The 21176-nt window shown below is 63.4% G+C and carries 19 protein-coding genes; 10 read left to right on the top strand and 9 right to left on the bottom strand.

All coding sequences use genetic code 11. The features are described from left to right. Positions 1 to 6 precede the first annotated feature (6 nt). A complete protein-coding gene (locus NP503_RS26590) occupies positions 7 to 477 on the bottom strand; it encodes an Lrp/AsnC family transcriptional regulator (protein ID WP_127266627.1) in 471 nt (156 codons plus the stop codon). A 115-nt stretch (positions 478 to 592) separates the two neighbouring features. Here NP503_RS26590 and NP503_RS26585 point away from each other — a divergent pair, with 115 nt between their 5' ends. The 3 genes from NP503_RS26585 to NP503_RS26575 all read left to right on the top strand — a co-directional run bounded on the left by NP503_RS26585 (position 593) and on the right by NP503_RS26575 (position 3360). Further along, positions 593 to 841, top strand: coding sequence for a DUF6356 family protein (locus NP503_RS26585; RefSeq protein WP_127266626.1), 249 nt, complete (start codon positions 593 to 595; stop codon positions 839 to 841). Positions 842 to 856: 15 nt separating this feature from the next. Then, positions 857 to 1657, top strand: a complete 801-nt coding sequence (locus NP503_RS26580; RefSeq protein WP_127266625.1) for a class II glutamine amidotransferase — start codon at positions 857 to 859, stop codon at positions 1655 to 1657. A 329-nt stretch (positions 1658 to 1986) separates the two neighbouring features. Next, the gene (locus tag NP503_RS26575; protein WP_127266623.1) at positions 1987 to 3360 is read left to right on the top strand and encodes an amidase; all 1374 of its coding nucleotides are present in this window, start codon (positions 1987 to 1989) and stop codon (positions 3358 to 3360) included. On the opposite strand, the gene NP503_RS26570 is transcribed toward NP503_RS26575, so the two are convergent. After that, a complete protein-coding gene (locus NP503_RS26570) occupies positions 3354 to 4427 on the bottom strand; it encodes an FAD-binding oxidoreductase (RefSeq protein WP_127266622.1) in 1074 nt (357 codons plus the stop codon). The genes NP503_RS26575 and NP503_RS26570 overlap by 7 nt on opposite strands. 236 nt (positions 4428 to 4663) lie before the next feature. Here NP503_RS26570 and NP503_RS26565 point away from each other — a divergent pair, with 236 nt between their 5' ends. Beyond that, a complete protein-coding gene (locus NP503_RS26565; protein ID WP_127266621.1) occupies positions 4664 to 6256 on the top strand; it encodes a peptide chain release factor 3 in 1593 nt (530 codons plus the stop codon). Positions 6257 to 6332: 76 nt separating this feature from the next. On the opposite strand, the gene NP503_RS26560 is transcribed toward NP503_RS26565, so the two are convergent. Beyond that, the gene (locus NP503_RS26560; protein WP_127266620.1) at positions 6333 to 6803 is read right to left on the bottom strand and encodes a VOC family protein; all 471 of its coding nucleotides are present in this window, start codon (positions 6801 to 6803) and stop codon (positions 6333 to 6335) included. Positions 6804 to 7052: 249 nt separating this feature from the next. On the opposite strand from NP503_RS26560, the gene ilvD reads away from it, so the two are divergent. Further along, the gene (gene ilvD / locus NP503_RS26555; RefSeq protein ID WP_127266619.1) at positions 7053 to 8897 is read left to right on the top strand and encodes a dihydroxy-acid dehydratase; all 1845 of its coding nucleotides are present in this window, start codon (positions 7053 to 7055) and stop codon (positions 8895 to 8897) included. A gap of 168 nt (positions 8898 to 9065) precedes the next feature. Here the strand turns inward: ilvD and NP503_RS26550 are convergent, their stop codons facing one another. Beyond that, positions 9066 to 10820, bottom strand: coding sequence for an ABC transporter ATP-binding protein (locus tag NP503_RS26550; protein WP_127270800.1), 1755 nt, complete (start codon positions 10818 to 10820; stop codon positions 9066 to 9068). 169 nt (positions 10821 to 10989) lie between these two features. Here NP503_RS26550 and NP503_RS26545 point away from each other — a divergent pair, with 169 nt between their 5' ends. From NP503_RS26545 to NP503_RS26535, 3 genes are all read left to right on the top strand, one after another. Then, positions 10990 to 12279, top strand: coding sequence for an amidohydrolase family protein (locus NP503_RS26545; protein ID WP_127267474.1), 1290 nt, complete (start codon positions 10990 to 10992; stop codon positions 12277 to 12279). Between the two features lie 87 nt (positions 12280 to 12366). Continuing rightward, complete coding sequence (locus tag NP503_RS26540; RefSeq protein ID WP_127267473.1) at positions 12367 to 12633, top strand: hypothetical protein; 267 nt, start codon at positions 12367 to 12369, stop codon at positions 12631 to 12633. 115 nt (positions 12634 to 12748) lie between these two features. Beyond that, the gene (locus tag NP503_RS26535) at positions 12749 to 13672 is read left to right on the top strand and encodes a DMT family transporter (RefSeq protein ID WP_127267472.1); all 924 of its coding nucleotides are present in this window, start codon (positions 12749 to 12751) and stop codon (positions 13670 to 13672) included. A gap of 7 nt (positions 13673 to 13679) precedes the next feature. Here NP503_RS26535 and NP503_RS26530 read toward each other — a convergent pair whose 3' ends face one another. Continuing rightward, positions 13680 to 14582, bottom strand: a complete 903-nt coding sequence (locus NP503_RS26530) for a phosphotransferase family protein (RefSeq protein WP_127267471.1) — start codon at positions 14580 to 14582, stop codon at positions 13680 to 13682. A gap of 101 nt (positions 14583 to 14683) precedes the next feature. Here NP503_RS26530 and NP503_RS26525 point away from each other — a divergent pair, with 101 nt between their 5' ends. Continuing rightward, the gene (locus NP503_RS26525) at positions 14684 to 15316 is read left to right on the top strand and encodes a class I SAM-dependent methyltransferase (protein WP_164748694.1); all 633 of its coding nucleotides are present in this window, start codon (positions 14684 to 14686) and stop codon (positions 15314 to 15316) included. Position 15317: 1 nt separating this feature from the next. Here NP503_RS26525 and NP503_RS26520 read toward each other — a convergent pair whose 3' ends face one another. After that, positions 15318 to 17771 (bottom strand): FAD-dependent oxidoreductase, encoded by a 2454-nt coding sequence (locus NP503_RS26520; protein WP_127267469.1) that lies wholly within the window; start codon positions 17769 to 17771, stop codon positions 15318 to 15320. Further along, on the bottom strand, positions 17768 to 18655 hold the full coding sequence (locus NP503_RS26515; RefSeq protein ID WP_127267468.1) for a phosphotransferase family protein: 888 nt from the start codon (positions 18653 to 18655) through the stop codon (positions 17768 to 17770). Before NP503_RS26515 ends, NP503_RS26520 begins: the two co-directional genes overlap by 4 nt. Before the next feature lie 402 nt (positions 18656 to 19057). Here NP503_RS26515 and NP503_RS26510 point away from each other — a divergent pair, with 402 nt between their 5' ends. Next, the gene (locus NP503_RS26510; RefSeq protein WP_027039687.1) at positions 19058 to 19834 is read left to right on the top strand and encodes a DeoR/GlpR family DNA-binding transcription regulator; all 777 of its coding nucleotides are present in this window, start codon (positions 19058 to 19060) and stop codon (positions 19832 to 19834) included. Here NP503_RS26510 and NP503_RS26505 read toward each other — a convergent pair. Together NP503_RS26505 and NP503_RS26500 are read right to left on the bottom strand one after the other, a co-directional pair. Next, positions 19831 to 20730: an NAD(P)/FAD-dependent oxidoreductase gene (locus tag NP503_RS26505; protein WP_127267467.1), complete on the bottom strand. Its 900-nt coding sequence runs from the start codon at positions 20728 to 20730 to the stop codon at positions 19831 to 19833. The two genes, NP503_RS26510 and NP503_RS26505, sit on opposite strands and share 4 nt — an antisense overlap. Then, positions 20720 to 21169, bottom strand: a complete 450-nt coding sequence (locus NP503_RS26500) for an Rrf2 family transcriptional regulator (RefSeq protein ID WP_024503367.1) — start codon at positions 21167 to 21169, stop codon at positions 20720 to 20722. The genes NP503_RS26505 and NP503_RS26500 overlap by 11 nt, the downstream gene beginning before the upstream one ends. Between the last annotated feature and the right edge of the window lie 7 nt (positions 21170 to 21176).

Below are 21176 nucleotides of genomic sequence, written 5' to 3'. Positions count from 1 at the left end.
GCGCTACTACCGCAGTTCCATCGGAACGACGGTCGTTTCCTTGATTTCCTCCATCACGAAGGAAGCGGACACATCCGACAGAGCCACCTTGGCGATCAGCCGCTGGTAGAGCCGGTCATAGGCCTTCACGTCGGCGACGCGGGCGCGCAAGACATAATCGAGGTCGCCGGACATGCGGTAGACGCCGGTGATCTCGGGAAAGCCGGTCACCGCCGCCCGGAACTTCTGCAGCCACTCCGGATCGTGGTTGGACGTGCGGATCAGGATGAAGACGGAAAGGCCAAGCCCGAGCTTTTCGGCATCGACCAGTGCCACCCTGCCGGTGATGACACCAGCCTCTTCCAGCCGCCTCACTCGGCGCCAGCAGGCATTGCGCGACAGCGCCACCCGTTCCGACAGCTGGTCGACCGACAGCGTGCCGTCGCGTTGCAGCTCAGTGAGCAATTTCCGGTCGATTTCGTCAATTTCCAGCGTCATGTGGGATTTTTGTCCCAAGGATCACCGAAATACAAGGACATTTTGAGACCGATGAACCGGCGAAGCGTGTCAGGATACTCATATCAGGAACTTGAAGCGCTGAAGGGGAACCAGCATGTCGGTCGCCAAGATTTTCACCTCTCATCCGGCCAAGGTCGGCGAAACCTATTTCAGCCACATGGGTTTTGCCGCCTGGTTTTCGTCGCGCCTGTTGATGGCGGCGGGCGCCGCGCTCGTTCACGCTTTCTTGCCGTTTCTGTTTGAAACTACCGCCAGCCGAATCGTTCGCGAGCTTTATGAGCGGACGCACAACAGAGGCACACACGCGATCAAGGAGCCTGCGGCTCTTATGGATCGCGCCTAGAGGACGACAGAAGCGATGTGCCGGTGGGCGGCCTATCTCGGTGAAGCGGTCTTTCTCGAAGACATCCTCACGGCGCCCTGTCACTCGCTGATCGCCCAGAGCCATTGCGCCCAGGAAGCGAAATCGCCGACCAATGGCGACGGCTTCGGCCTTGCCTGGTATGGCGACCGCCCGGAGCCGGGTCTCTATCGCGATATCCTGCCGGCCTGGTCCGATCCCAATCTGAAAAGCCTGTGCCGGCAGATCAAATCCGGCCTGTTCCTCGCCCATGTACGGGCGTCCACCGGCGGCGCCACCAGCCGCATGAATTGCCATCCGTTCATCTCCGGCGCCTGGTCGTTCATGCACAACGGCCAGATCGGCGGCTTCGAGAAGATCCGCCGCGCGCTGGAGAATTCGCTGTCAGACGCCGTCTTCGACCAGCGCGAAGGCACCACCGATTCCGAACTCTTTTTCCTGCTGATGATCGACGAAGGGTTGGCCGGCGATCCGCAAGGCGCGGTGTCCCGCGCCACTAGCCGCGTGCTCGAAGCCTCGCGCCGCGCCGGCCTCGAACCAGCGCTGAAGCTCACCGCCGCCTTCTCGGATGGACAGGCGCTGCATGCGGTGCGCTATGCCACCGACGCCCACGCGCCGACGCTCTACACCTCCGTCTTGCGCAAGGGCGGCGGCCGCTGCATCGTGTCCGAGCCGTTCGACCGCGAGGGCGGCGACTGGCAAGCGATCCCGCCATCGAGTTTTGTCACGATGACGCGGGACGGCATCAGCATTCGCCCGTTTGCTCCAGCGGCGGCAAAGCTGGCGCTGGTCGGGTAAGTTTCTTCGCCGGATCGCAAATGCTGCAAAGTCGCGGGCCAGCGCCCCCCTCTGTCCTGCCGGACATCTCCCCCTCAAGTGGGGAGATTGGCAGCTTCGCCGACCGCGCGTTCTTGCAACGTTGAAGATTGGCGAAAGCCGTGACGCTATCCAATCTCCCCACTTGAGGGGGAGAGGCCGGCAGGCCAGAGGGGGGCGCCGTAGAGTGCCGACATCGGCAGCACAACTTCGATCAAGCACTAGCGAATACCGAATGCTCAACTCCGCTTGAAATCGCGCCGCGTTCCGCCAATTGGTCAGGCACGCGCGGCCAAGCCGGAGCATTCCTCATGGACATCGTCTTCTCCTCAACCGTCGATCTCGCTGCAGCCATCGCCAAGCGCAAAATCTCCGCCGTGGAAGCACTCGACGCCTATCTGGCGCAAATCGATGCGCACAACCATGCGGTGAATGCCGTCATCTCGCTCGACAGGGAAGGCGCCCGCGAGCGTGCCAAGAAGGCGGACGCTGCCCAGGCGCGCGGCGCCGCACCCGGACCTCTGCATGGCGTGCCGTTCACGCTGAAAGACATGCACGAAACGTCAGGCATAAGGACCACGGTCGGCTTCCCGCCCTTTGCCGACTATGTCGCCAAGCAGGACAGCCCGGTCGTCATCAGACTGAAAGCGGCCGGCGGCGTGCTGATGGCCAAGACCAATGTCGCGGCCATGCTTTCGGACTGGCAATCGAACAACCCGCTGTTCGGCCGCACCAACAATCCATGGAATCTCCAGCGCACGGCGGGAGGCTCCAGCGGAGGCGCGGCAGCGGCAATTTGCTTGGGGATGACGCCGTTCGACGTGGGCACAGACATGCAGGATTCGATCCGGCTGCCGGCCGCCTTTTGCGGTGTTTATGGCTTGAAGCCGACGGAGCATCGTGTCTCGCTGGCCGGTGCCTTCCCCGATCCCGGCGGTGCCGCGCGCAGCGTGCGGCTGATGTCCTGCCTCGGGCCGTTGGCGCGCAGCGTGCAAGATTTGGCGCTGATTTATCAAATCATCGCCGGCCCGGATGGAAGCGACACCGATCTTGCTCCGGTGCCGGTCCAGGATATGCCGAAGCTCGACCCTAGGACATTGCGCATCGCCTTCGCGCCGTCCTTTCCCGGCTTTCCGGTGGCCGGCGACATCAGCGCCGCAGTCGAAAACCTCGCAAGGCAGCTGCAATCGGCCGGTGCCCTCGTTGAGGAGGCAAAACTGCCGAAACTCGATCTGCACCACGATCTGGAGCAGGGCGGCGCGCTGATCGGCATGATGCTGGAGGCCGCGCAGCCGGAGTCGCCGGAGGAGCCGACACCGGTCTCGCGCTGGTTCGAGGCACTCGCCCGCCGCGACAGGTCCATTCTCGCCTGGGACCGGTTTTTCGAAAACCATGACGCGCTGCTCTGCCCGGTCGCCATGACTTCCGCCTTCCCGCATTGCGAGCCGGGCACGCCGATCACGGTCGACGGCAAGGAGCAGAGCTACTGGATGCTGCCGGCCTATGGCGCCGTCTTCAACTACAGCGGCCATCCGGCGCTTTCCATCCCATGCGGACAGGGCAGCGAGGGCTTGCCGATCGGCTTGCAACTGGTCGGCAAACGCTGGTCGGAGTCACAGCTGCTCGGCATCGCCAGGGCAATCGAACCACTGACCGGCGGCTTTCGGCGTCCGCCCGCCTATTGAGCGAAACGCGACAATCCATAAGGGGCAAGTAAGGGGTCGCGCTCGCCGTCGAGGATTTCCCGAGCGGCGAACAGGCCGATGGCCGGCGCCAACGTGATGCCGGAATGCATGACGGCGACATAGACACCGTCCAAGCCCTCGGCGCGGCCAATGATCGGAAAGCCGTCGATCGGCGTCGGCCGGTAGCCGACCGTGTGGAAATCGAGTTCCAACCCATCGCTGTCGCGCAGCATGGCCTTCATGGCCGCAAACAGGGCGTGGGCGGTGGCTTCGGCATCCATGCCCGGATCGGCTCCGCCAAAATCCGAGCCGGCGATGATGCGGCCTTCCGCCGTCTGGCGCATGTGCAGCCGCTCGGCCAGCACCAGCCCGTTGAGCAGCTTTTCGTGCGGTCGCGAATGGACGATCAGGCCGGGCGGCGTTTCGATCGGCAGGTTGATCCCGGCGGTCGCGGCGATCTCCGGCGAGCCAACGCCGGCCGCGACCACCACCTCGTCCGATGCAATCAGGCCATGCGATGTGTCGACACCGGTGATCCTGCCGCCGGTCTGGACCAGGGCCGTCACCGTGCTGGAGATGGTCTTCGCGCCATGTCGCTTCGCGTCTGCCAATAGGGCACGGACGGCGGCCACGGGCTCTGCGACACCTTCTTCGGCAACATGCAGGGCAAAATCCGGAAGCTCGGTGAGATTGGGCTCGATGCGCGCTGCACCGGCGCGGTCGACTTGGCTGATGCCATAGCCCCAGGCGGAATGTTCCGTGGCGTAGGTTTCCATGTCGGCCGCCGGTAAGTCCCAGCACAGGCCGCCGCACCAGCTCAGCGGCAGGTCGGGCAGGTCCTGCGCCAGCCGCGACCATTCGGCCATGGCGCGGGTGCGCAGCCGGAAATAGGGCTCCGGATTGCCCCAGCTGGCGTTGATCCAGGCGAACGAATTTGGCGTCGCCACCCCACCGGCAGCACTGTCGGCAATCACCGTCACTTGCGCACCCGCTCTGCTCAGATGCCAGGCGGTGGAGGCACCGATGATGCCGGCGCCGATGACGATTACTTGTTTCGCCGCAGTCATGCTTGCTCCTCTGCCTCGTCATCCGGAGGGATGTTCATCCAGTGCCATCCCGGCAGCCGCTTGCCAACATCGCGCAGCGTAAAATATGCGGCAATGCACTGGCCGGAGCCACAGCACGACTGAGCTGTATGCTCTGACGGTGAGGCGGCGATCAGCAGCGCCCGAGCCGCCGGACCGGTCGACAGGCCGGCACTGCGCTGCTAGAAGCCCGGCCTGTCACACGGAAATCCCAGAGAATGCCCGAAGCAATAGAAGAAGAAGTGGCACGCCGCCGCACCTTCGCGATCATCGCGCACCCGGACGCCGGCAAGACGACGCTCACCGAAAAGCTGCTGCTGTTCGGCGGCGCCATCCAGCTCGCCGGCGAGGTCAAGGCCAAGAAGGACAAGATCCAGACGCGGTCCGACTGGATGAAGATCGAGCGCGAGCGCGGCATCTCGGTCGTCACCTCGGTGATGACCTTCGAGTATGAGGACAATGTCTTCAACCTGCTCGACACGCCCGGCCACGAGGATTTCGCCGACGACACCTACCGCACGCTGTCGGCGGTCGACTCGGCGGTCATGGTCATCGATGCCGCCAAGGGCATCGAGCCGCGCACACTGAAACTGTTCGAAGTCTGCCGGCTGCGCGACATTCCGATCATCACCTTCATCAACAAGATGGACCGCGAAAGCCGCGATCCGTTCGAGATTTTGGACGAGATCGAACAGAAGCTGGCGCTGGATACTGCCCCCGTCACCTGGCCGATCGGCCGCGGCAAGAATTTTGCCGGCACCTATCATCTGGCGCTGAATGCCGTGCGCGGGGGCGACGCGGAGAAAGAACGCACGCCGGTCAACGGTCCCGATTCCAACCGCGTCGCCGGCCTGCTGCCGGAAAACGAGCGCGAAGCCTTCATCGAGGAACTGGAGCTCGCGCGAGAAGCGTGCAGACCCCTTGATATAGAAGCCTTCCGCGAGGGCCATCTGACGCCGGTCTATTTCGGTTCGGCGCTGCGCAATTATGGCGTGCGCGACCTGATCGAGGCACTCGGCGCTTTTGGACCGCCGCCGCGCGCGCAGGAGGCGGACACCCGCAAGGTCGAGGCGACCGAAGAGAAGATGACGTCCTTCGTCTTCAAGATCCAGGCCAACATGGATCCCAATCACCGCGACCGCATTGCCTTCGTCCGCGTCTGTTCGGGTAAGCTCGAGCGCGGCATGAAGGCCAAGCTGGTGCGCACCGGAAAACCGATGTCGTTGTCGGCGCCGCAGTTCTTCTTTGCCCGGACCCGCGTTACCGCTGACGAGGCTTTTGCCGGTGATGTCGTCGGCATCCCCAACCATGGCACGCTGCGCATCGGCGACACGCTGACCGAAGGCGAGGAGATACTGTTCCGCGGCGTTCCGAATTTCGCCCCGGAAATCCTGCGTCGTGTGCGCCTCGGCGACGCGATGAAGGCGAAAAAACTCAAGGAAGCGCTGCACCAGATGGCAGAGGAGGGCGTCGTGCAGCTGTTTTCGCCGGAGGATGGCTCGCCGGCCATCGTCGGCGTCGTCGGCGCGCTGCAGCTCGACGTGCTGAAGGAACGGCTGAACTTCGAATACACGCTGCCGGTCGAATTCGAGATGTCGCGGTTTTCAGTCTGCCGCTGGATATCGGCCGACGACAAAGCCGAGACGCTTCGCTTCATCGAGGCGCATCGCGGTGACATCGCCCGCGACCTCGACAATGATCCGGTGTTCCTCGCCCAGCACGCTTTCTCGCTGAACTACGAAGCGGAACGCTGGAAGGCGATCAAGTTTGCCACGATCAAGGACTATCAGGTCCGCGACAAGGCGGCGTAGGCGCCAGTTTTCCCTTCTCCCCGTTCACGGGGAGAAGGTGCCCGAAGGGCGGATGAGGGGCAGCGCCGACCCTCGACTATCCTCTCGCCGCTTCCTCGATCCTGGCGATGTCGATCTTGCTCATCTGCATCATCGCTGACATCACGCGGCCGGCCTTGGCCCGGTCCGGATCCAGCAGCAGGCGCGGCAGCTGCTCCGGCACAACCTGCCAGGAGACGCCGAATTTATCCTTCAGCCAGCTGCATTGCGACGGTTGGCCGCCACCTTCGATGAGCTTGTCCCAGAAGTAATCCACCTCTTCCTGCGTCTTGCAGTCGATCGACTGCGACATCGCCTCGGTGTGCTTGAACTGCGGTCCGCCGTTGAGCGCCTGGAACTGCACGCCGTCGAGTTCGAACGTGGTCACCAGCACTTTGCCTTCATCGGCGTGGCCCTCGGGCCAGCGCATCACGCTCAGCACCTTCGAATTCTTGAAGATGGAGACGTAGAAATTCATGGCCTCTTCGGCCTGGCCGTCGAACCACAGGCAGGTGGTGATCTTTTGCATGTCGTGCTCCTCGGGTTGTTTGGTTGCGTTACGGCGAAACGGCTGACTCCGAACGCGGTGCCATTTCCATGTCGTCTGCCCAAGGACGGGCATGCAGTGCGCCATCCGACAGTGCCACGCATTTTTTTGAGAGAATCTGGCGCATTGCAAAATTGTGGCCAGACCGGGCTTGCGCGTCTATAACGCCTGCGGTCCGAATTCAGCTCCGCCGCGCCATGCCTGGCTGTGGCCAGCCACCAAGGAAAAAACATGCCTGCCTATCGCTCCCGCACCACCACCCATGGCCGCAACATGGCCGGCGCACGCGGCCTCTGGCGCGCCACCGGCATGAAGGACTCGGATTTCGGCAAGCCGATCATCGCGGTGGTCAACTCCTTCACCCAGTTCGTGCCGGGCCATGTCCATCTGAAGGATCTCGGCCAGTTGGTCGCGCGCGAGATCGAGAAGGCCGGCGGCGTCGCCAAGGAATTCAACACCATCGCCGTCGACGACGGCATCGCGATGGGCCATGACGGCATGCTCTATTCGCTGCCGTCGCGCGAGCTGATCGCCGATTCCGTCGAATACATGGTCAATGCTCACTGTGCCGACGCCATGGTCTGCATCTCCAATTGCGACAAGATCACGCCCGGCATGCTGATGGCATCGTTGCGCCTCAACATCCCGACCGTCTTCGTTTCCGGCGGTCCGATGGAAGCCGGCAAGGTGGTGCTCGCCGGCAAGACGCAGGCGCTCGACCTGGTCGATGCCATGGTGGCGGCCGCCGACGACAGGGTCTCCGACGAGGACGTCAAGGTCATCGAGCGCTCGGCCTGCCCGACCTGCGGCTCCTGCTCGGGCATGTTCACTGCCAATTCGATGAACTGCCTGACCGAGGCGCTTGGCCTGTCGCTGCCCGGCAACGGCTCGACATTGGCGACGCATGCCGACCGCAAACGGCTGTTCGTCGAGGCCGGCCACCTGATCGTCGATCTCGCCCAGCGCTATTACGAACAGGATGACGAGACGGCTCTGCCGCGCAACATTGCCTCGAAGGGCGCCTTCGAGAACGCCATGACGCTCGACATCGCCATGGGCGGCTCGACCAACACCGTGCTGCACATCCTGGCTGCCGCGCATGAGGGCGAAATCGATTTCGATCAGGACGACATCGACGCGCTGTCGCGCAAGGTGCCGGTGCTGTGCAAGGTTGCTCCGGCCAAGTCCGACGTGCACATGGAAGACGTGCACCGCGCCGGCGGTATCATGGCCATCCTCGGCCAGCTCGACAATGCCGGCCTGCTCAACCGCGACCTGCCGACGGTGCACACGCGAACGCTGGGCGAAGCGCTCGACCATTGGGATATTTCCCGCACGACCAGCCAGAGTGTGCGCGATTTCTTCCTCGCCGCCCCTGGTGGCGTGCCGACACAGGTCGCTTTCAGCCAGGACCGCCGCTGGGACGAACTCGATCTCGACCGCGAGAAAGGCGTCATCCGCTCGACCGAACATCCCTTTTCCAGGGATGGCGGCCTCGCCGTGCTGAAAGGCAATCTGGCTCTCGACGGCTGTATCGTGAAGACCGCCGGCGTCGATGAATCGATCCTGAAGTTCACCGGCCCGGCCCGCGTCTTCGAAAGCCAGGATTCGAGCGTCAAGGCGATCCTGTCCAACGAGATCAAGGCCGGCGATGTGGTCGTCATCCGCTATGAAGGGCCGCGCGGCGGCCCAGGCATGCAGGAAATGCTCTATCCGACCAGCTATCTGAAGTCGAAAGGGCTCGGCAAGGCCTGCGCTCTGGTCACCGACGGCCGCTTCTCCGGAGGCACGTCGGGCCTGTCGATCGGCCATGCGTCGCCGGAAGCCGCCGAAGGCGGGCTGATCGGGCTGGTGCAGGAGGGCGATACGATCGAGATCGACATCCCGAACCGCAGCATCCGCCTGGCTGTCGATGAGGCGGAACTCGCTGCCCGCCGGGCGGCGATGGAGGCCAGGGGCGCCCTGGCCTGGAAGCCCGAGGAAAAGCGCAAGCGCAAGGTGACGACCGCCTTGCGCGCCTATGCCGCCATGACGACCAGCGCGGCCAAGGGCGCGGTGAGGTTTGTGCCGGAATAGAGCAGTTCTTCCTTCTCCCCTTGTGGGAGAAGGTGGCCTCGCGAAGCGAGGTCGGATGAGGGGTGTTCCAGAAAACACCAACGCCTCATTCCGCTGGAACACCCCTCATCCGTCTCGGCGCTGCGCGCCGATCCACCTTCTCCCACAAGGGGAGAAGGGAAGAGTGTGCTACGGCATCAACTGATACTCATAAAGCTTCTGGTAGAGCCCACCCTGCTTGAGCAAGGTCTTGTGCGGGCCGCTTTCCACCACCTTGCCGGCTTCGAGCACCACGATCGTGTCTGCCTGGTGCACCGTCGATAGACGGTGCGCGATGACGATCGTCGTGCGGCCTTCCGTCAATTGCTGCAGCGCGTCGCGGAACAGCGCTTCCGATTCGGCATCAAGCGCGCTGGTCGCTTCGTCCAGCAGCAGGATCTCGGCATTGCGCAGCATGGCGCGTGCGATCGAGATCCGTTGGCGTTGGCCGCCCGATAGCAGGCCGCCATTCTCACCCACATCCGTCTCGTAGCCTTTCGCCTGTGCGCTGATGAAGTCATGGGCGTTGGCCGCCTTGGCGGCGGCGATCACCTCTTCGTCGGTCGCACCCTCGCGCCCAAGCCGGATGTTGTGCATGATGGTGCCGGCAAACAGGAATGTATCCTGGCTGACATAGGCGATCTTTTCCCGCAGCGATGCGAGCGTCGCATGGGAAATATCCTGGCCGTCGAGCAGCACCCTGCCGCTCTTCGGGTCGTACATGCGCATGATCAAGTTCAGAACGGTCGACTTGCCGCCGCCGGAAGGCCCGACCAGCGCCGTCATCTTGCCGGGCGCAAGCGTCAGATCGAACCTGTCCAGCACCGGCGGCCCATTCTGATAAGCGAAGTCGACGGCGTCAAACTGGATCTCGCCCGGTCCGGCCAGAAGCGGCTTCGCGTCGGGCTTCTCGACCAGAGTCAGCGGCTGGTCGGCGAGCTCGAACATCATGCGCACGCCGACAATACCGCTTTCCAGCGATATGCGCACGCGCGCAAGGCGCTTTGCCGGCTCATAGGCAAACAGGAGCGCTCCGATGAAGGCCATGATGTTTCCCGGCATCTGGCCGCCCTGCAAGACCAGGAAGCCGCTGACGAAGATGGCCCCGGCAATAGCCAGCCCGGCCAGCGTCTCCATCACCGGGCTTGTCGCAGCCTCCAGCGTCGCGATGTTGTTGGCCCGGTTCTCGACGTCCGACACAGCCTTGTACATGCGGTTGCGCATTGCGCCTTCGAGGTTGAAGGATTTGACGACGCGCACGCCGATTGCCGTTTCCTGCATCACCTGCACGATCTGGCCGACCGAGCGAAACTCCATCGCGGCGAACTTGCGAACACGTTTGAGGATGCGGTTGACCCCGTAGATAGCCAAGGGGCCGATGACGAAGCAGATTATGGACAAGGCTGGCTGCTGCCAGACCATGACTCCTACCAGGACAACCAGCGACAACAGGTCGCGCACATAGGACGTGACAACGAGGTCGAGCACGTTGCGCGCCGCCTGCGCATTGTTGGTCATGCGTGTGATCAGGTCGGACGACGAGGTCGAATGGTAGAATTCGATGCCTTGCGCCAGGATGCGGTCGTAGATCTTGCGCTGGCGATCGGCGATGATGGCGTTGCCGACCCGGCTCATGAAATAAGCCTGGATGAAGTTGGCGAGACCCTTGAGAATGAAGATCGTGGCGACCCCCGCCGCAATCAGGTTGACGCGGTCAATCCGCTTGAAGACCACGAATTCGTCGGTGATCTCTTTGAGAATCCAGGCGCTGGCGCCGGTCGTGGCGGCCACCACAAGCATCGACAAGATCGCGGCGCCGTAGCCAAACCTGTGCTGATAAAAGGATTCCCGGATCAACCTCGCAACGAGGCGCTGGTTTTCCGTCGAGCGGAAGAAACGAAACAAACGGCGGATCCTTGAAACCGGGACAACGAAGGCGGCTTATAGAGGGAGTTGCGGCCGGATGGAACCATCCGCGGCCGCCGCGGACAAACCGCTGTTGCAAGCGGCATCGACGGGATGCGATTTTCAGCCTCGGCACTATCAGATGATTCTTTTGACGGGATGACGACAGATGGCTTTCGACCTTATCGTTCGCGGCGGCACACTGCCTGATGGCAGGGTTGCCGACATCGGCATCAACGGTGAGACGATCACGGCGATCGAGCCCACCCTGCAGGGTCCTGCGCGGACCGAGGTCGACGCCCGCGGCAACCTGGTCTCGCCGCCCTTCGTCGATCCGCATTTCCACATGGACGCGACGCTCTCCTACGGCATTCCGCGCATCAATGCGTCGGGTACACTGCTCGAAGGCATTTCGCTATGGGGCGAGTTGAAGCCGCTTTTGACGCATGAGGCGGTGCGTGATCGCGCATTGGCCTATTGCGACTGGGCGGTGTCGATGGGCCTACTCGCAATCCGCACCCATGTCGATGTCTGCGATGACAGGCTGCTGGCGGTCGAGGCGCTGCTCGAGGTCAAGAAGACGGTCGCTCCCTATATCGACCTGCAACTGGTCGCTTTCCCGCAGGACGGGTTTTATCGCGCTCCATCGGCGCGTGAAAACACCATTCGCGCGCTCGACATGGGCGTCGACATTGTCGGCGGCATCCCGCATTTCGAGCGCACCATGGCCGACGGCACGCGCTCGGTAACGGAGCTGTGCGAGATCGCGGCCAGGCGCGGCCTGATGGTCGACCTGCATTGCGACGAGACCGATGATCCGCTGTCGCGTCACATCGAACAGCTTGCGTATGAGACGCAGCGCCTTGGTCTGCAGGGCAAGGTCGCCGGTTCGCACCTCACCTCGATGCATTCGATGGACAATTACTATGTCTCGAAGCTGCTGCCGCTGATCGCCGAGGCCGACGTCTCGGTCATTCCCAATCCGCTGATCAACATCATGCTGCAGGGCCGCCACGACACCTTCCCGAAGCGCCGGGGCCTGACTCGGGTCAAGGAAATGCTGGCGCTCGGCATTCGCGTCGGCTGGGGCCAGGATTGCGTGCTCGATCCCTGGTATTCGCTAGGCACCGCCGACATGCTCGATGTCGCCTTCATGGGCCTGCACGTCGCTCAGATGTCGAGCCCGGCGGAGATGGCGCGCTGCTTCGACATGGTCACCAACGTCAATGCCGCGATCATGGGCCTCGATCATCTCGGCCTGGCGGTCGGCAAGCGCGCCAGCCTGGTCGTCCTCGATGCCGGCAATCCGGTGGAGGCCCTGCGCCTGCGCGCCGAACGCCTGTGCGTCATCGCCAGGGGCAAGGTGGTGGCGGAGCGGACGAAGCAGGAAACCAGGCTGTCCATCGACGGAAGGCCGGTACTTGTGAACCGACGGCACCATTCGCATCAGGACCAATAGGACACCGCATCTGCATCAAGGGTCTGAGCTTCGCCCGTCCGGAAATAAGTCTACATAAAGACTCCACTTTTATTCGAGGAGGATTCCATGTGGCGCAAGACTGTGATGGCGGTGGCGTTGACGGTGCTTTGCACCGGCTGCACGACGGTGACGGCAGAGGACCGCCGCGCCGCCGACGAAGCGAAATGCCGGTCCTACGGCTTCGTCAAGAAGAATGACGCCTTTGCCGAGTGTCTGCAGCGCATCGATCTGGAGCGGCGTGCGGAGCTCAGACGCACCCCGGCTTTCGACCCCTGGGACAGGCCGGTGATCTATCGGCCCATTATTCTCAGGCCGCAGCCAAAAGGGAACTGAATCGCGCAGACCCAGCCGATTCCCGAGGCTGGCCTTGCCGATTTCCGGTTTTCTCCTCGTCAAAGCCGCCGCTTCCGTCTACGACGCGGCTAACTAGGGAGGAATCGGGATCGGCATGACGCAGCCCGTGGCGCAGAATTCGACGATCAGGAATGTGCTTCTGGCCGGCATTCTGCTGATGCTGGCCGGCGACTTCCTGTTTGCGCTGAACGACGCCATGGGCAAGTGGCTGGTCGCCAGCTTCTCCGTCGGCCAGGTGGTGCTGATCCGCTCTATCGGCGCCTTCTTCGTGCTCGGCCCGATGATCGCCAATCAGGGCCCGGCCAAGCTGTTTCGCATGGAACGCCTGGAGCTGCAGCTGCTGCGGGTGGTGATGACCACGCTCGACACCGCGCTATTCTATGCCGCCGTGGTCTATCTGCCGCTTGCCGATGTGATGAGTTTCTACATGGCCGGGCCGATCTACGTTGCGGCACTCTCGCACCTCCTGCTTGGCGAAAAGGTCGGCTGGCGCCGCTGGATGGCGATCCTGCTCGGCTTCTGCGGCGTTTTGATCATGCTGAAACCGTCCTCGGCGGCGTTCTCGCTGTCATCGGGTTTTGCGCTGGTAGGCAGCATCTCCTTCGCCTTCGCCATCATCCTCAACCGCCGCCTGCGTGGCACCAGCGACACCAATCTGGTGACATGGCAAACCATCGGCACGCTGCTGGTCGGCGGTGTGCTGACCATCGGCGCCTGGCAGACGCCGTCGGCACTCGATCTCGGCGCCATGCTGCTGCTCGGTATCGTCTCCTGCGGCGCCCACCTGATGATCACCAGGGCGCTCAAGCTGGCGCCGGCTTCGACATTGGCGCCGCTGCACTACACACTGCTGCTGTGGGCGGTGGTGTTCGGCCTGGTGTTCTTCGGCGACGTTCCCGGTCCGCGCATCCTGATCGGCTCGGCCATCGTTGTTCTCGCCGGCCTGTTCATCTTCCATCGCCAGAAAGTGGTCGAGATCACTGTGCCGCCCGAAAACGTGCCGAAGGGCGTGAGTTAGTCCAGGCTCAGTCCCGGTGTATTGCTGCCAGATGCCGCGAAAACTCCGGCGTCTCCATCAACGCCTTGCAGCGAGCGAAACGGCCATCCGCATAAGCGCGAAAATCATCGACCGGGTTGTTGTTGGCGAGCTGGATCAGCCCCCACAAGGTCCACAACAGGTCGCACATTGCCTTGTAGATGACGATGCGGCCGCGCTCCGCCGGCCTCGCCTCGCCGCCGAAATAAGCGCGTATCATCTCTTCGTCCTGGGCGGCGTCGAACTTGCCCTCCACGCTGAGGTCGCCAAGGTCCCAGAGCGGATCGTTCATGCCCGAATATTCCCAGTCGACGATCCACATCCGCTCGCCAGTATCGAGAAAGTTCTCGCACAGCGGATCGCAGTGGCAGGCGACGATCGGCAGCGGATGGGCGGCCAGCGCCGAGCGGACGCTCTCGGCGTCTCGCACCACGTCATGATAACCGGCGGGCAGGGCGACCTCCTTGGTGGACAGCACCTTGAGGTAATCGTCGATCATCGCGAACAATTCGAAGCGGAAGGGAAACACCGCGCCTGAATCGTGCAGCTTGCGAAAGGCTTCGCCGGCGCGTGCCGGACTGCCCGGACGTGTCCGGAATTTCTCCGGCGACATCGTTTCGGCGCCGGCGATGTAGCGTGTCACCATCACCCCGGTACCGGGGTCGACATGCAGCACCTCGGGACTGACCCCTGCCTTTGCAGCTTCGCGCGCGGCCACCGCTTCGTTGGCCCGGTTGATGTATTCCTCGGTGCCCTTGCCGGGAATGCGCAGGCAGAAGTCGCCGGCCTTGAAGACGAGATTGGTGAGGCCGCCCAGCCGTTCCAGCGGCCCGCTGTAGCCGGCCAGCATGGGAATGGCGTCCAGTGCGGCACGCGCCTCGTCTGTCACCATGCCTGCGCCCCCACGCTGTTATTTGTCGCAGCGACGGTTCCACAATTTTCGCGCTTTGGCTATCATCACTGCGAGATCAAAAATTGGCGGACTGGATAAAAGTGGCGGACAGCAAACATCAGGGCGCGCTCGGCGCGGCCTACGCGGCAAAGCGGCCCGAAGAGGTGGCCGCACTCTATGACCGCTGGTCGGAAACCTATGACGCCGACATGTCGGCCGCCGGCTATCGCCATCCAACGATCTGCCTTGCGTTGCTGGCCCGCCATCTGCCGCGCGGTTCAGCACCGCTGCTCGATGCCGGGGCCGGCACCGGGCTCATCGGCGAATGGCTTGATATTGCTGGTTACCCGCAAGTCGAGGCACTCGATATTTCACAAGGCATGCTGGATCAGGCGGCCCGCAAGGGCGTCTATTCCGCGCTCCACTGCCTTGCGCTCGGCGGTCATCTGCCCTTTGCCGATGATGCCTATGCCGGGATCATCTCGGCCGGCGTCTTCACCTCGGGCCATGTCGGCGTCGCGGGGCTGGACGAGCTAATCCGCATCTGCCGCCCGGGCGGCGTGATCGTGCTGACGGTCAAGAACACGCTGTGGGATGCCGGCTTTGCCACGCGTGTCGGCGAGATCGAGGCGCAAGGCCTCGTCACCCGCGTTGAGGAAACGCGTCCTTACGTCTCCATGCCGGGCGAAGCCGACACCGTGCCAAGCCGCGGCCTCGCTTTGCGCGTTATTTGACCTACGCTTTGACCCTGGCGCCTGCCGGATCATACATCGGCTCGAGGTGGATATTGGCCGGTGTCCTCTCCATCGCAACCACCAGTTCATAGCCGCCGGAGACGAGAAAGTCGTCGCTCACCCCGTCGACGTTGCGCACATAGCCGTAGCCGATGTTCCTGCCCAGCGTGTAGCCGTAACCGCCGCTGCTGAGATAACCGACCGGCTCGCCATTGCGCAGGATGGTTTCGCGGCCGAGCAGCACGATCTCGGGGTCTTCGACCGTGAAGCCGGCAAAGCGTTTCTTCAGTGCCGCGCCGCTGGTCTTTTCCAGCGCGCGCCGTCCAACGAAATCGGTGTTCTTGCGCAGCTTGACCGCCCAACCGAGCCCGGCTTCCTGTGGCGTGTCGTTGGGGGTGATGTCGGATCCCCAGGCGCGATAGCCTTTTTCCAGCCTTAGCGATTCCAGCGCCCGATAGCCGACCGGTCGGATGTCATGCTTCTCGCCTGCCGCCATCAGTGCGTCGAAGACTTCGCCGGTGGCCGCGATCGGCACATGCAGTTCCCAGCCGAGTTCGCCGACATAGGTGACGCGCAGTGCCCGAACCGTGTGGCCGGCGATGGCAATCTCGCGCACATGGCCGAACGGGAAGCCGGCATTCGACACGTCGGCTCCGGTCGCCACCGAGAGCACGTCGCGCGCCCGAGGACCCATCAGCGACAGCGTGCCGAAATCCTCGGTGACGTCGACAAGCCTGGCGTCGAGCCCTTCGCCGATATGATCGCTGATCCATGAGGAATCATGCGTGCGGAAACCGGTGCCGGTGACGATATAGAACTTCTCTTCGGCCAGCCGCGCCACCGTCAGATCGGCCTCGATGCCGCCGCGCGTGTTGAGAAGCTGCGTATAGGTCAGCCGGCCGACCGGCTTGCTGACGTCGTTGGCGCAGATCCAGTCCAGCGCCTTCAACGCATCTGGCCCGGTCAGCTCGTATTTGGCGAAAGACGATTGATCGAAGATGCCGACCTTATCCCGCACATGCCGGTGTTCGTCGCCGACCGCCGCGAACCAGTTCTGCCGGCCCATCGAATAGATGTCCTGCGGCTCGACGCCTAGCGGTGCGAACCAGTTCGGCCGCTCCCATCCGAGCTTCGAGCCGAATACGGCGCGCTGCTGTTTCAGCCGCTCGTACAGCGGCGAGACGATGCGCGGCCTCCCGCTGGCATACTCTTCATGCGGAAAGCCGATCGTATAGTGTTTGCCATAGGCCTCCAGCGTGCGGTCGCAGACCCACTGCCGGTCGCGGTGCAGGTTGGAAAAGCGCCTGATGTCGACCACCCACAGGTCGAGCGGTGCTTCGCCATCGACCACCCACTGCGCCAGCACCCAGCCGGCGCCGCCGCCCGAGGCGATGCCGAAGGCGTTGAAGCCGGCGCCGACGAACATGTTGGCGCATTCGGGCGCTGTGCCGAGAATGAAATTGCCGTCCGGCGTAAAACTCTCCGGCCCGTTGATCATCTGCTTGACGCCGACGGTTTCCAGCGCCGGCACACGCGCGATCGCTTGGCTCATGTGCTGCTCGAAATGGTCGTAGTCGTCGTCGAACAGCCTGAATTCCCAATCATTGGGAACGTCGTCGCCGGGGAGACCAGTCGCCCAGGCCTGCGGGTTAGGCTCATAGCCGCCCATCACCAGCCCGCCGACTTCCTCCTTGAAATAGGTGCGTCGGTCAGGGTCGCGGATGGTCGGCGCGTCGGTCGCCAGCCCGTCGATCTTCTCGGTGATGATGTACTGGTGCTTCACCGGCTGAAGCGGCACGTTGATGCCGGCCATGGCCCCCACTTGCCGCGCCCATTGGCCGGCGCAGTTGACCACCTTGTCGCAGGCGATGTCGCCCCTGCTGGTCTTCACCGCCGCGATGCGGCCGTCCTTCATCTCGAAGCCGGTGACGCGAACATCCTCGAACAGTTTGGCGCCATGCATGCGCGCGCCCTTGGCCAGCGACTGCGTGATGTCGGAGGGGCTCGCCTGGCCGTCAGTCGGCAGCCAGGAGGCGCCGACGAGATCGCCGGTCTCCAGCAGCGGCCACATCCTTTTCACCTCGTCCGGCGACAGCAATTGCATGTCCATGCCGAAGCTTTTTGCTGTCGTCGCCAGCCTTTTGTACTCGGTCCAGCGGTCGGCGTTGGTGGCGAGCCTGAGGCAACCGGTCATCTTCCAGCCGGTGGCGAGACCGGTCTCGGCCTCCAGTCCCTTGTAGAGGTCGACGGAGTATTTCAGCACGCGGGTGATAGACGCCGACGAGCGCAATTGCCCGACAAGGCCGGCGGCATGCCAGGTCGAACCCGAGGTCAGCTTGCCCTGCTCCAGCAGCACCACGTCAGCCTTGTGGTCGCGCGCCAGATGATAGGCCGTCGAACAGCCGATGATGCCGCCGCCGATGACGACGATGGCGGCCTGGCTCGGCAATGTCATGATTTCTGTATCCCGTATTTTGTCCGGTAGTTTTCCAGTGCCGCGTCGAGCCGGGCGAGGTTTTCCTCGGTGTAGGCGACGTAGTCGATGCCCGGTGCGTCGAGATAGAGCTCGGAGACCATGCTCCACATCGCCTCGCGCAGCAGCGAGGCGCATTGCATGGCCGCGTGCGAACGGCGGATCGCCTCGTCCGGTTCCTTCATGAAGTAGGCGGTCAGGAAGGCAAAGGATTCCTCGTCGCTCATGCCGGCATTGGAGGCGGCGCCTGCGAGGTCGAACATCGCCGTGTTGAAGCCGGCATATTCGAAGTCGATCAGCCATAGTCTGTTGCCGTCGTCGAGAATATTGGCCGGCAACAGGTCATTGTGGCCAAAGACGATCGGCAGCAGTTTCTGCGCGCGCTCCAGTTCGTCGGCCAGTGTCAAAAGGCGCGGCAAGTCGCTGCGCTTGCGGCTGCCGCCTTCTTCAAGCGTGCGCGCATAGTCGCGAATGACATGGAACACCCAGAACATGAAGCCGGCGCCCGAGACGTGATTGGGCATCTCCCGGTGGAAGGCGCGCATCAGGGCCGCGACCCGGCCGAGATTGGCGCGCACGTCTTCCGCCAGATAGGTTTTCGCACCGAGAAATTCCGTCACCAGTATGCCTGGTTCGGCATGGCGGACGGCTGGCGCGAAACCGGCGGCATGCGCCGCCCGCGCGGTCATAACCTCGCGCTCGCGAAAGACATGGTGGAACGGATAGTCCTTGCCGAAGCGCACGACATGTCGTCCGGCCGCGTCCGTGACCACATAATTCGCGTTGCTCAGGCCGCCGGGCAGCGGTGCGATCTCGATGCTACCGGTCCAGCAGGGCAGGGCGCGGATGCGATCTTCGGCGGTCACGGAACATCCCTGGTTTGCTGGGCTTCGACAAGGCGCCGTGAACAGCGCAACGATGGCGGGAGAAACGTAAATGATCTCGTCGGTGCGGGACGCCAGGATCGGTATCCCGCACCGCACCGACGAGCCCCTTGGCCAGGTTTTTGAGCCCGGCATCCGCCCCCGCGGATCTGAAAATTCCTTGAACAGGCACGTTTCCAAACGGCCTGATCGCTGAGTTGCGGCACTGCCCCCAGTCGCAGATCTGAAGCCTGTTGATGTCTTCGATTTCACGCCAGGGCTGCCCGCTTGTCAATAAAAAGGTGTGACTTTTTTTGGGTATTTTGCCCGAAAGCGTAAGGTAGTTCCTTTAAAAGCACTTGAATTACCTTAAAATCGGTCAGGAGCATCAGTTCGGGAAACCAGATGGCCCAGTCCAAACGACACGGCGAGATCCTGCGGCTCCTGCAGGAAGAGGGCACCGTCACCATCGCCAGTCTGGCCGACCGGCTGGGCGTGTCGCTCGAGACGGTGCGCCGCGACGTCAAGCCACTGACTGGTGATGGCTCTGTCCTCAAGATGCATGGCGCCATCGGCCTGCCGTCGATGATCGGCGAAGCGCCGTTCGAGCGGCGTATGCGTGAGAACGCCGACGCCAAGCGCGTCATTGCCCGCATGGTCGCCGCCACCATACGCGACGGCGAATCGATCATGCTCGACACCGGCACGACGACCTCGTTCCTTGCGCGTGAACTGCTCGGCCACCGGCGCCTGACGGTCGTCACCAATTCCTCGGATATTGCCCGCACCCTGGCCACCATCAACGGCAACAAGGTCTATATGGCGGGCGGCGAGCTGCGCAGCGATTCCGGCGCTGCTTTCGGTGCCTCGGCGATTGATTTTGTCAGTCGTTTTTCGGTCAGCCACGCCATCATTTCCACCGGCGGCGTCGACGCGGTGATGGGCGTCATGGATTTTGATCTGGATGAGGCCGAGTTCGCCCGCATGGTGCTGTCGCGCGGCCAGCGGTCCCTCGTCATCACCGATCACTCGAAATTCGGCCGTCTTGGTCTGGTCCAGGTCTGCGGCTTCGACAGCTTTTCCGAACTCGCCACCGACCGCTCGCCGCCGCACGACCTGGCTGCCGCCCTGGCCCAGGCCGGCGCGCGGCTCAGCATCGCCGGCGAGGAAGCCGGGTTCTAGCCGAACACAAGCGACTGGTGGGCGCAGACGCCCGCAAAGGTGCCACCCGATACCGCAAAGGCAATATTGTGCATCGAACGTGCCGCGTCGCCGGCGGCGTAGACGCCGGGCACGGTCGTCTGCTGCCTGTCATCGACTGATATCACCGGGCCGAGGAGGCCTTCGGTGAAGCCGCAGCCGAGCTGTTCGGCCAGCGGGCTGGCCATGATGTTGCGCGGCGCGGTGAACATCGCCCTGACGCCGGCCTTTCGGCTATCGTCGAGGTGGACGATCAACCCGCCGGAGCCGTCTTCCCTTAGCTCGGCAACGCTGGTGGGCTCAAACCGCACCTTTCGGCTCTCCAACGCGCGCATCTGATCTGTGTCGGGTTCGAACAGACCATTGCCGAACAGTGTGACATCACCCCAATCGGCGATCAGCTGTGCCTGATGCAGGGACATCGGGCCGGTTGCGAGCACGCCGAGCGGCCCGCCGGAAACCTCGTAGCCGTGGCAATAGGGGCAGTGCAGCACGCTCCTGCCCCAGAGCTCGGCAAGCCCGGCAACCTCCGGCAGGATATCGCGCACCCCGGTGGCCAGCACCAATCGTGCGGCACCGAATGTCTCGTCGCCATCGGTGGTGATTTCGAAATCGCTGCTGCCGGCGGCAACGGCCTTGTCGGCGCGCCCGTCGACAACCCTGGCTGTCGGGTAGGCCAGCAGCTGCCGCCTTGCGTCAGCCAGGATTGCGCCAGGCGCGCGCCCGTCATGTCCGAGGAAGCCGTGCGAATGCTCGGCAAAGCGGTTGCGCGGCTGGCCGGCGTCGATCACCAGCACTTTGCGTCCTGCCCGCGCCACCTGGATGGCGGCGGACAGGCCGGCAAAGCTGCCGCCGATGACGGCAAGATCATACTGCATGGCTGGAGACTCCAATGAGATCAAAACGGCGGCGGAAATCGGCGGTCAGGTCGGCCAGCGTGATGCGGCTCAGCTTCTCCGCCAGCAGCCTTTCGGCGGCGATGCGAAAATCGTCGAGGACGGCGATCACCGCCTGCTCGACGAGGCAGCCGGGGCTTTCCGGCTCTGTGCTGAACGGCAGCAGCGTCTCGCCAAGGGCGACGCTGATCTCGGCCAGGGATATTTTCTCGGGCGCCCGCCCGAGCAGCCAGCCGCCACCGTGCCCGCGCGACGAGGTGACGATGCCGGCATCGCGCAAGCCTGCGATGGTGCGGCGGACCACAACCGGATTGGTGTGGATGAAGGTGGCAAGCTGCTCGGAGGTCAGCGCCTGTTCGGGCTTCTCGGCCATGTGGACGAGAATGTGCAAGGTCGAGGACAGTCGGCTGTTGCGTTTCATGTAACTT

This window comes from Mesorhizobium sp. SEMIA396 (genome assembly GCF_024518615.1).
GTDB lineage: Bacteria > Pseudomonadota > Alphaproteobacteria > Rhizobiales > Rhizobiaceae > Mesorhizobium.
The sequence above is the reverse complement of the archived record's forward strand: the minus strand, read 5'-3'. Positions and strand labels throughout refer to the sequence as shown.

Coding starts and splice junctions, on each gene's coding strand:
- NP503_RS26575 (WP_127266623.1), top strand. CDS start 1,987: ATGGACATCGTCTTCTCCTCAACCGTCGATCTCGCTGCAGCCATCGCC.
- NP503_RS26565 (WP_127266621.1), top strand. CDS start 4,664: ATGCCCGAAGCAATAGAAGAAGAAGTGGCACGCCGCCGCACCTTCGCG.
- NP503_RS26510 (WP_027039687.1), top strand. CDS start 19,058: ATGGCCCAGTCCAAACGACACGGCGAGATCCTGCGGCTCCTGCAGGAA.
- NP503_RS26590 (WP_127266627.1), bottom strand. CDS start 477: ATGACGCTGGAAATTGACGAAATCGACCGGAAATTGCTCACTGAGCTG.
- ilvD (WP_127266619.1), top strand. CDS start 7,053: ATGCCTGCCTATCGCTCCCGCACCACCACCCATGGCCGCAACATGGCC.
- NP503_RS26580 (WP_127266625.1), top strand. CDS start 857: ATGTGCCGGTGGGCGGCCTATCTCGGTGAAGCGGTCTTTCTCGAAGAC.
- NP503_RS26560 (WP_127266620.1), bottom strand. CDS start 6,803: ATGCAAAAGATCACCACCTGCCTGTGGTTCGACGGCCAGGCCGAAGAG.
- NP503_RS26500 (WP_024503367.1), bottom strand. CDS start 21,169: ATGAAACGCAACAGCCGACTGTCCTCGACCTTGCACATTCTCGTCCAC.
- NP503_RS26520 (WP_127267469.1), bottom strand. CDS start 17,771: ATGACATTGCCGAGCCAGGCCGCCATCGTCGTCATCGGCGGCGGCATC.
- NP503_RS26540 (WP_127267473.1), top strand. CDS start 12,367: ATGTGGCGCAAGACTGTGATGGCGGTGGCGTTGACGGTGCTTTGCACC.
- NP503_RS26505 (WP_127267467.1), bottom strand. CDS start 20,730: ATGCAGTATGATCTTGCCGTCATCGGCGGCAGCTTTGCCGGCCTGTCC.
- NP503_RS26570 (WP_127266622.1), bottom strand. CDS start 4,427: ATGACTGCGGCGAAACAAGTAATCGTCATCGGCGCCGGCATCATCGGT.
- NP503_RS26545 (WP_127267474.1), top strand. CDS start 10,990: ATGGCTTTCGACCTTATCGTTCGCGGCGGCACACTGCCTGATGGCAGG.
- NP503_RS26530 (WP_127267471.1), bottom strand. CDS start 14,582: ATGGTGACAGACGAGGCGCGTGCCGCACTGGACGCCATTCCCATGCTG.
- NP503_RS26585 (WP_127266626.1), top strand. CDS start 593: ATGTCGGTCGCCAAGATTTTCACCTCTCATCCGGCCAAGGTCGGCGAA.
- NP503_RS26535 (WP_127267472.1), top strand. CDS start 12,749: ATGACGCAGCCCGTGGCGCAGAATTCGACGATCAGGAATGTGCTTCTG.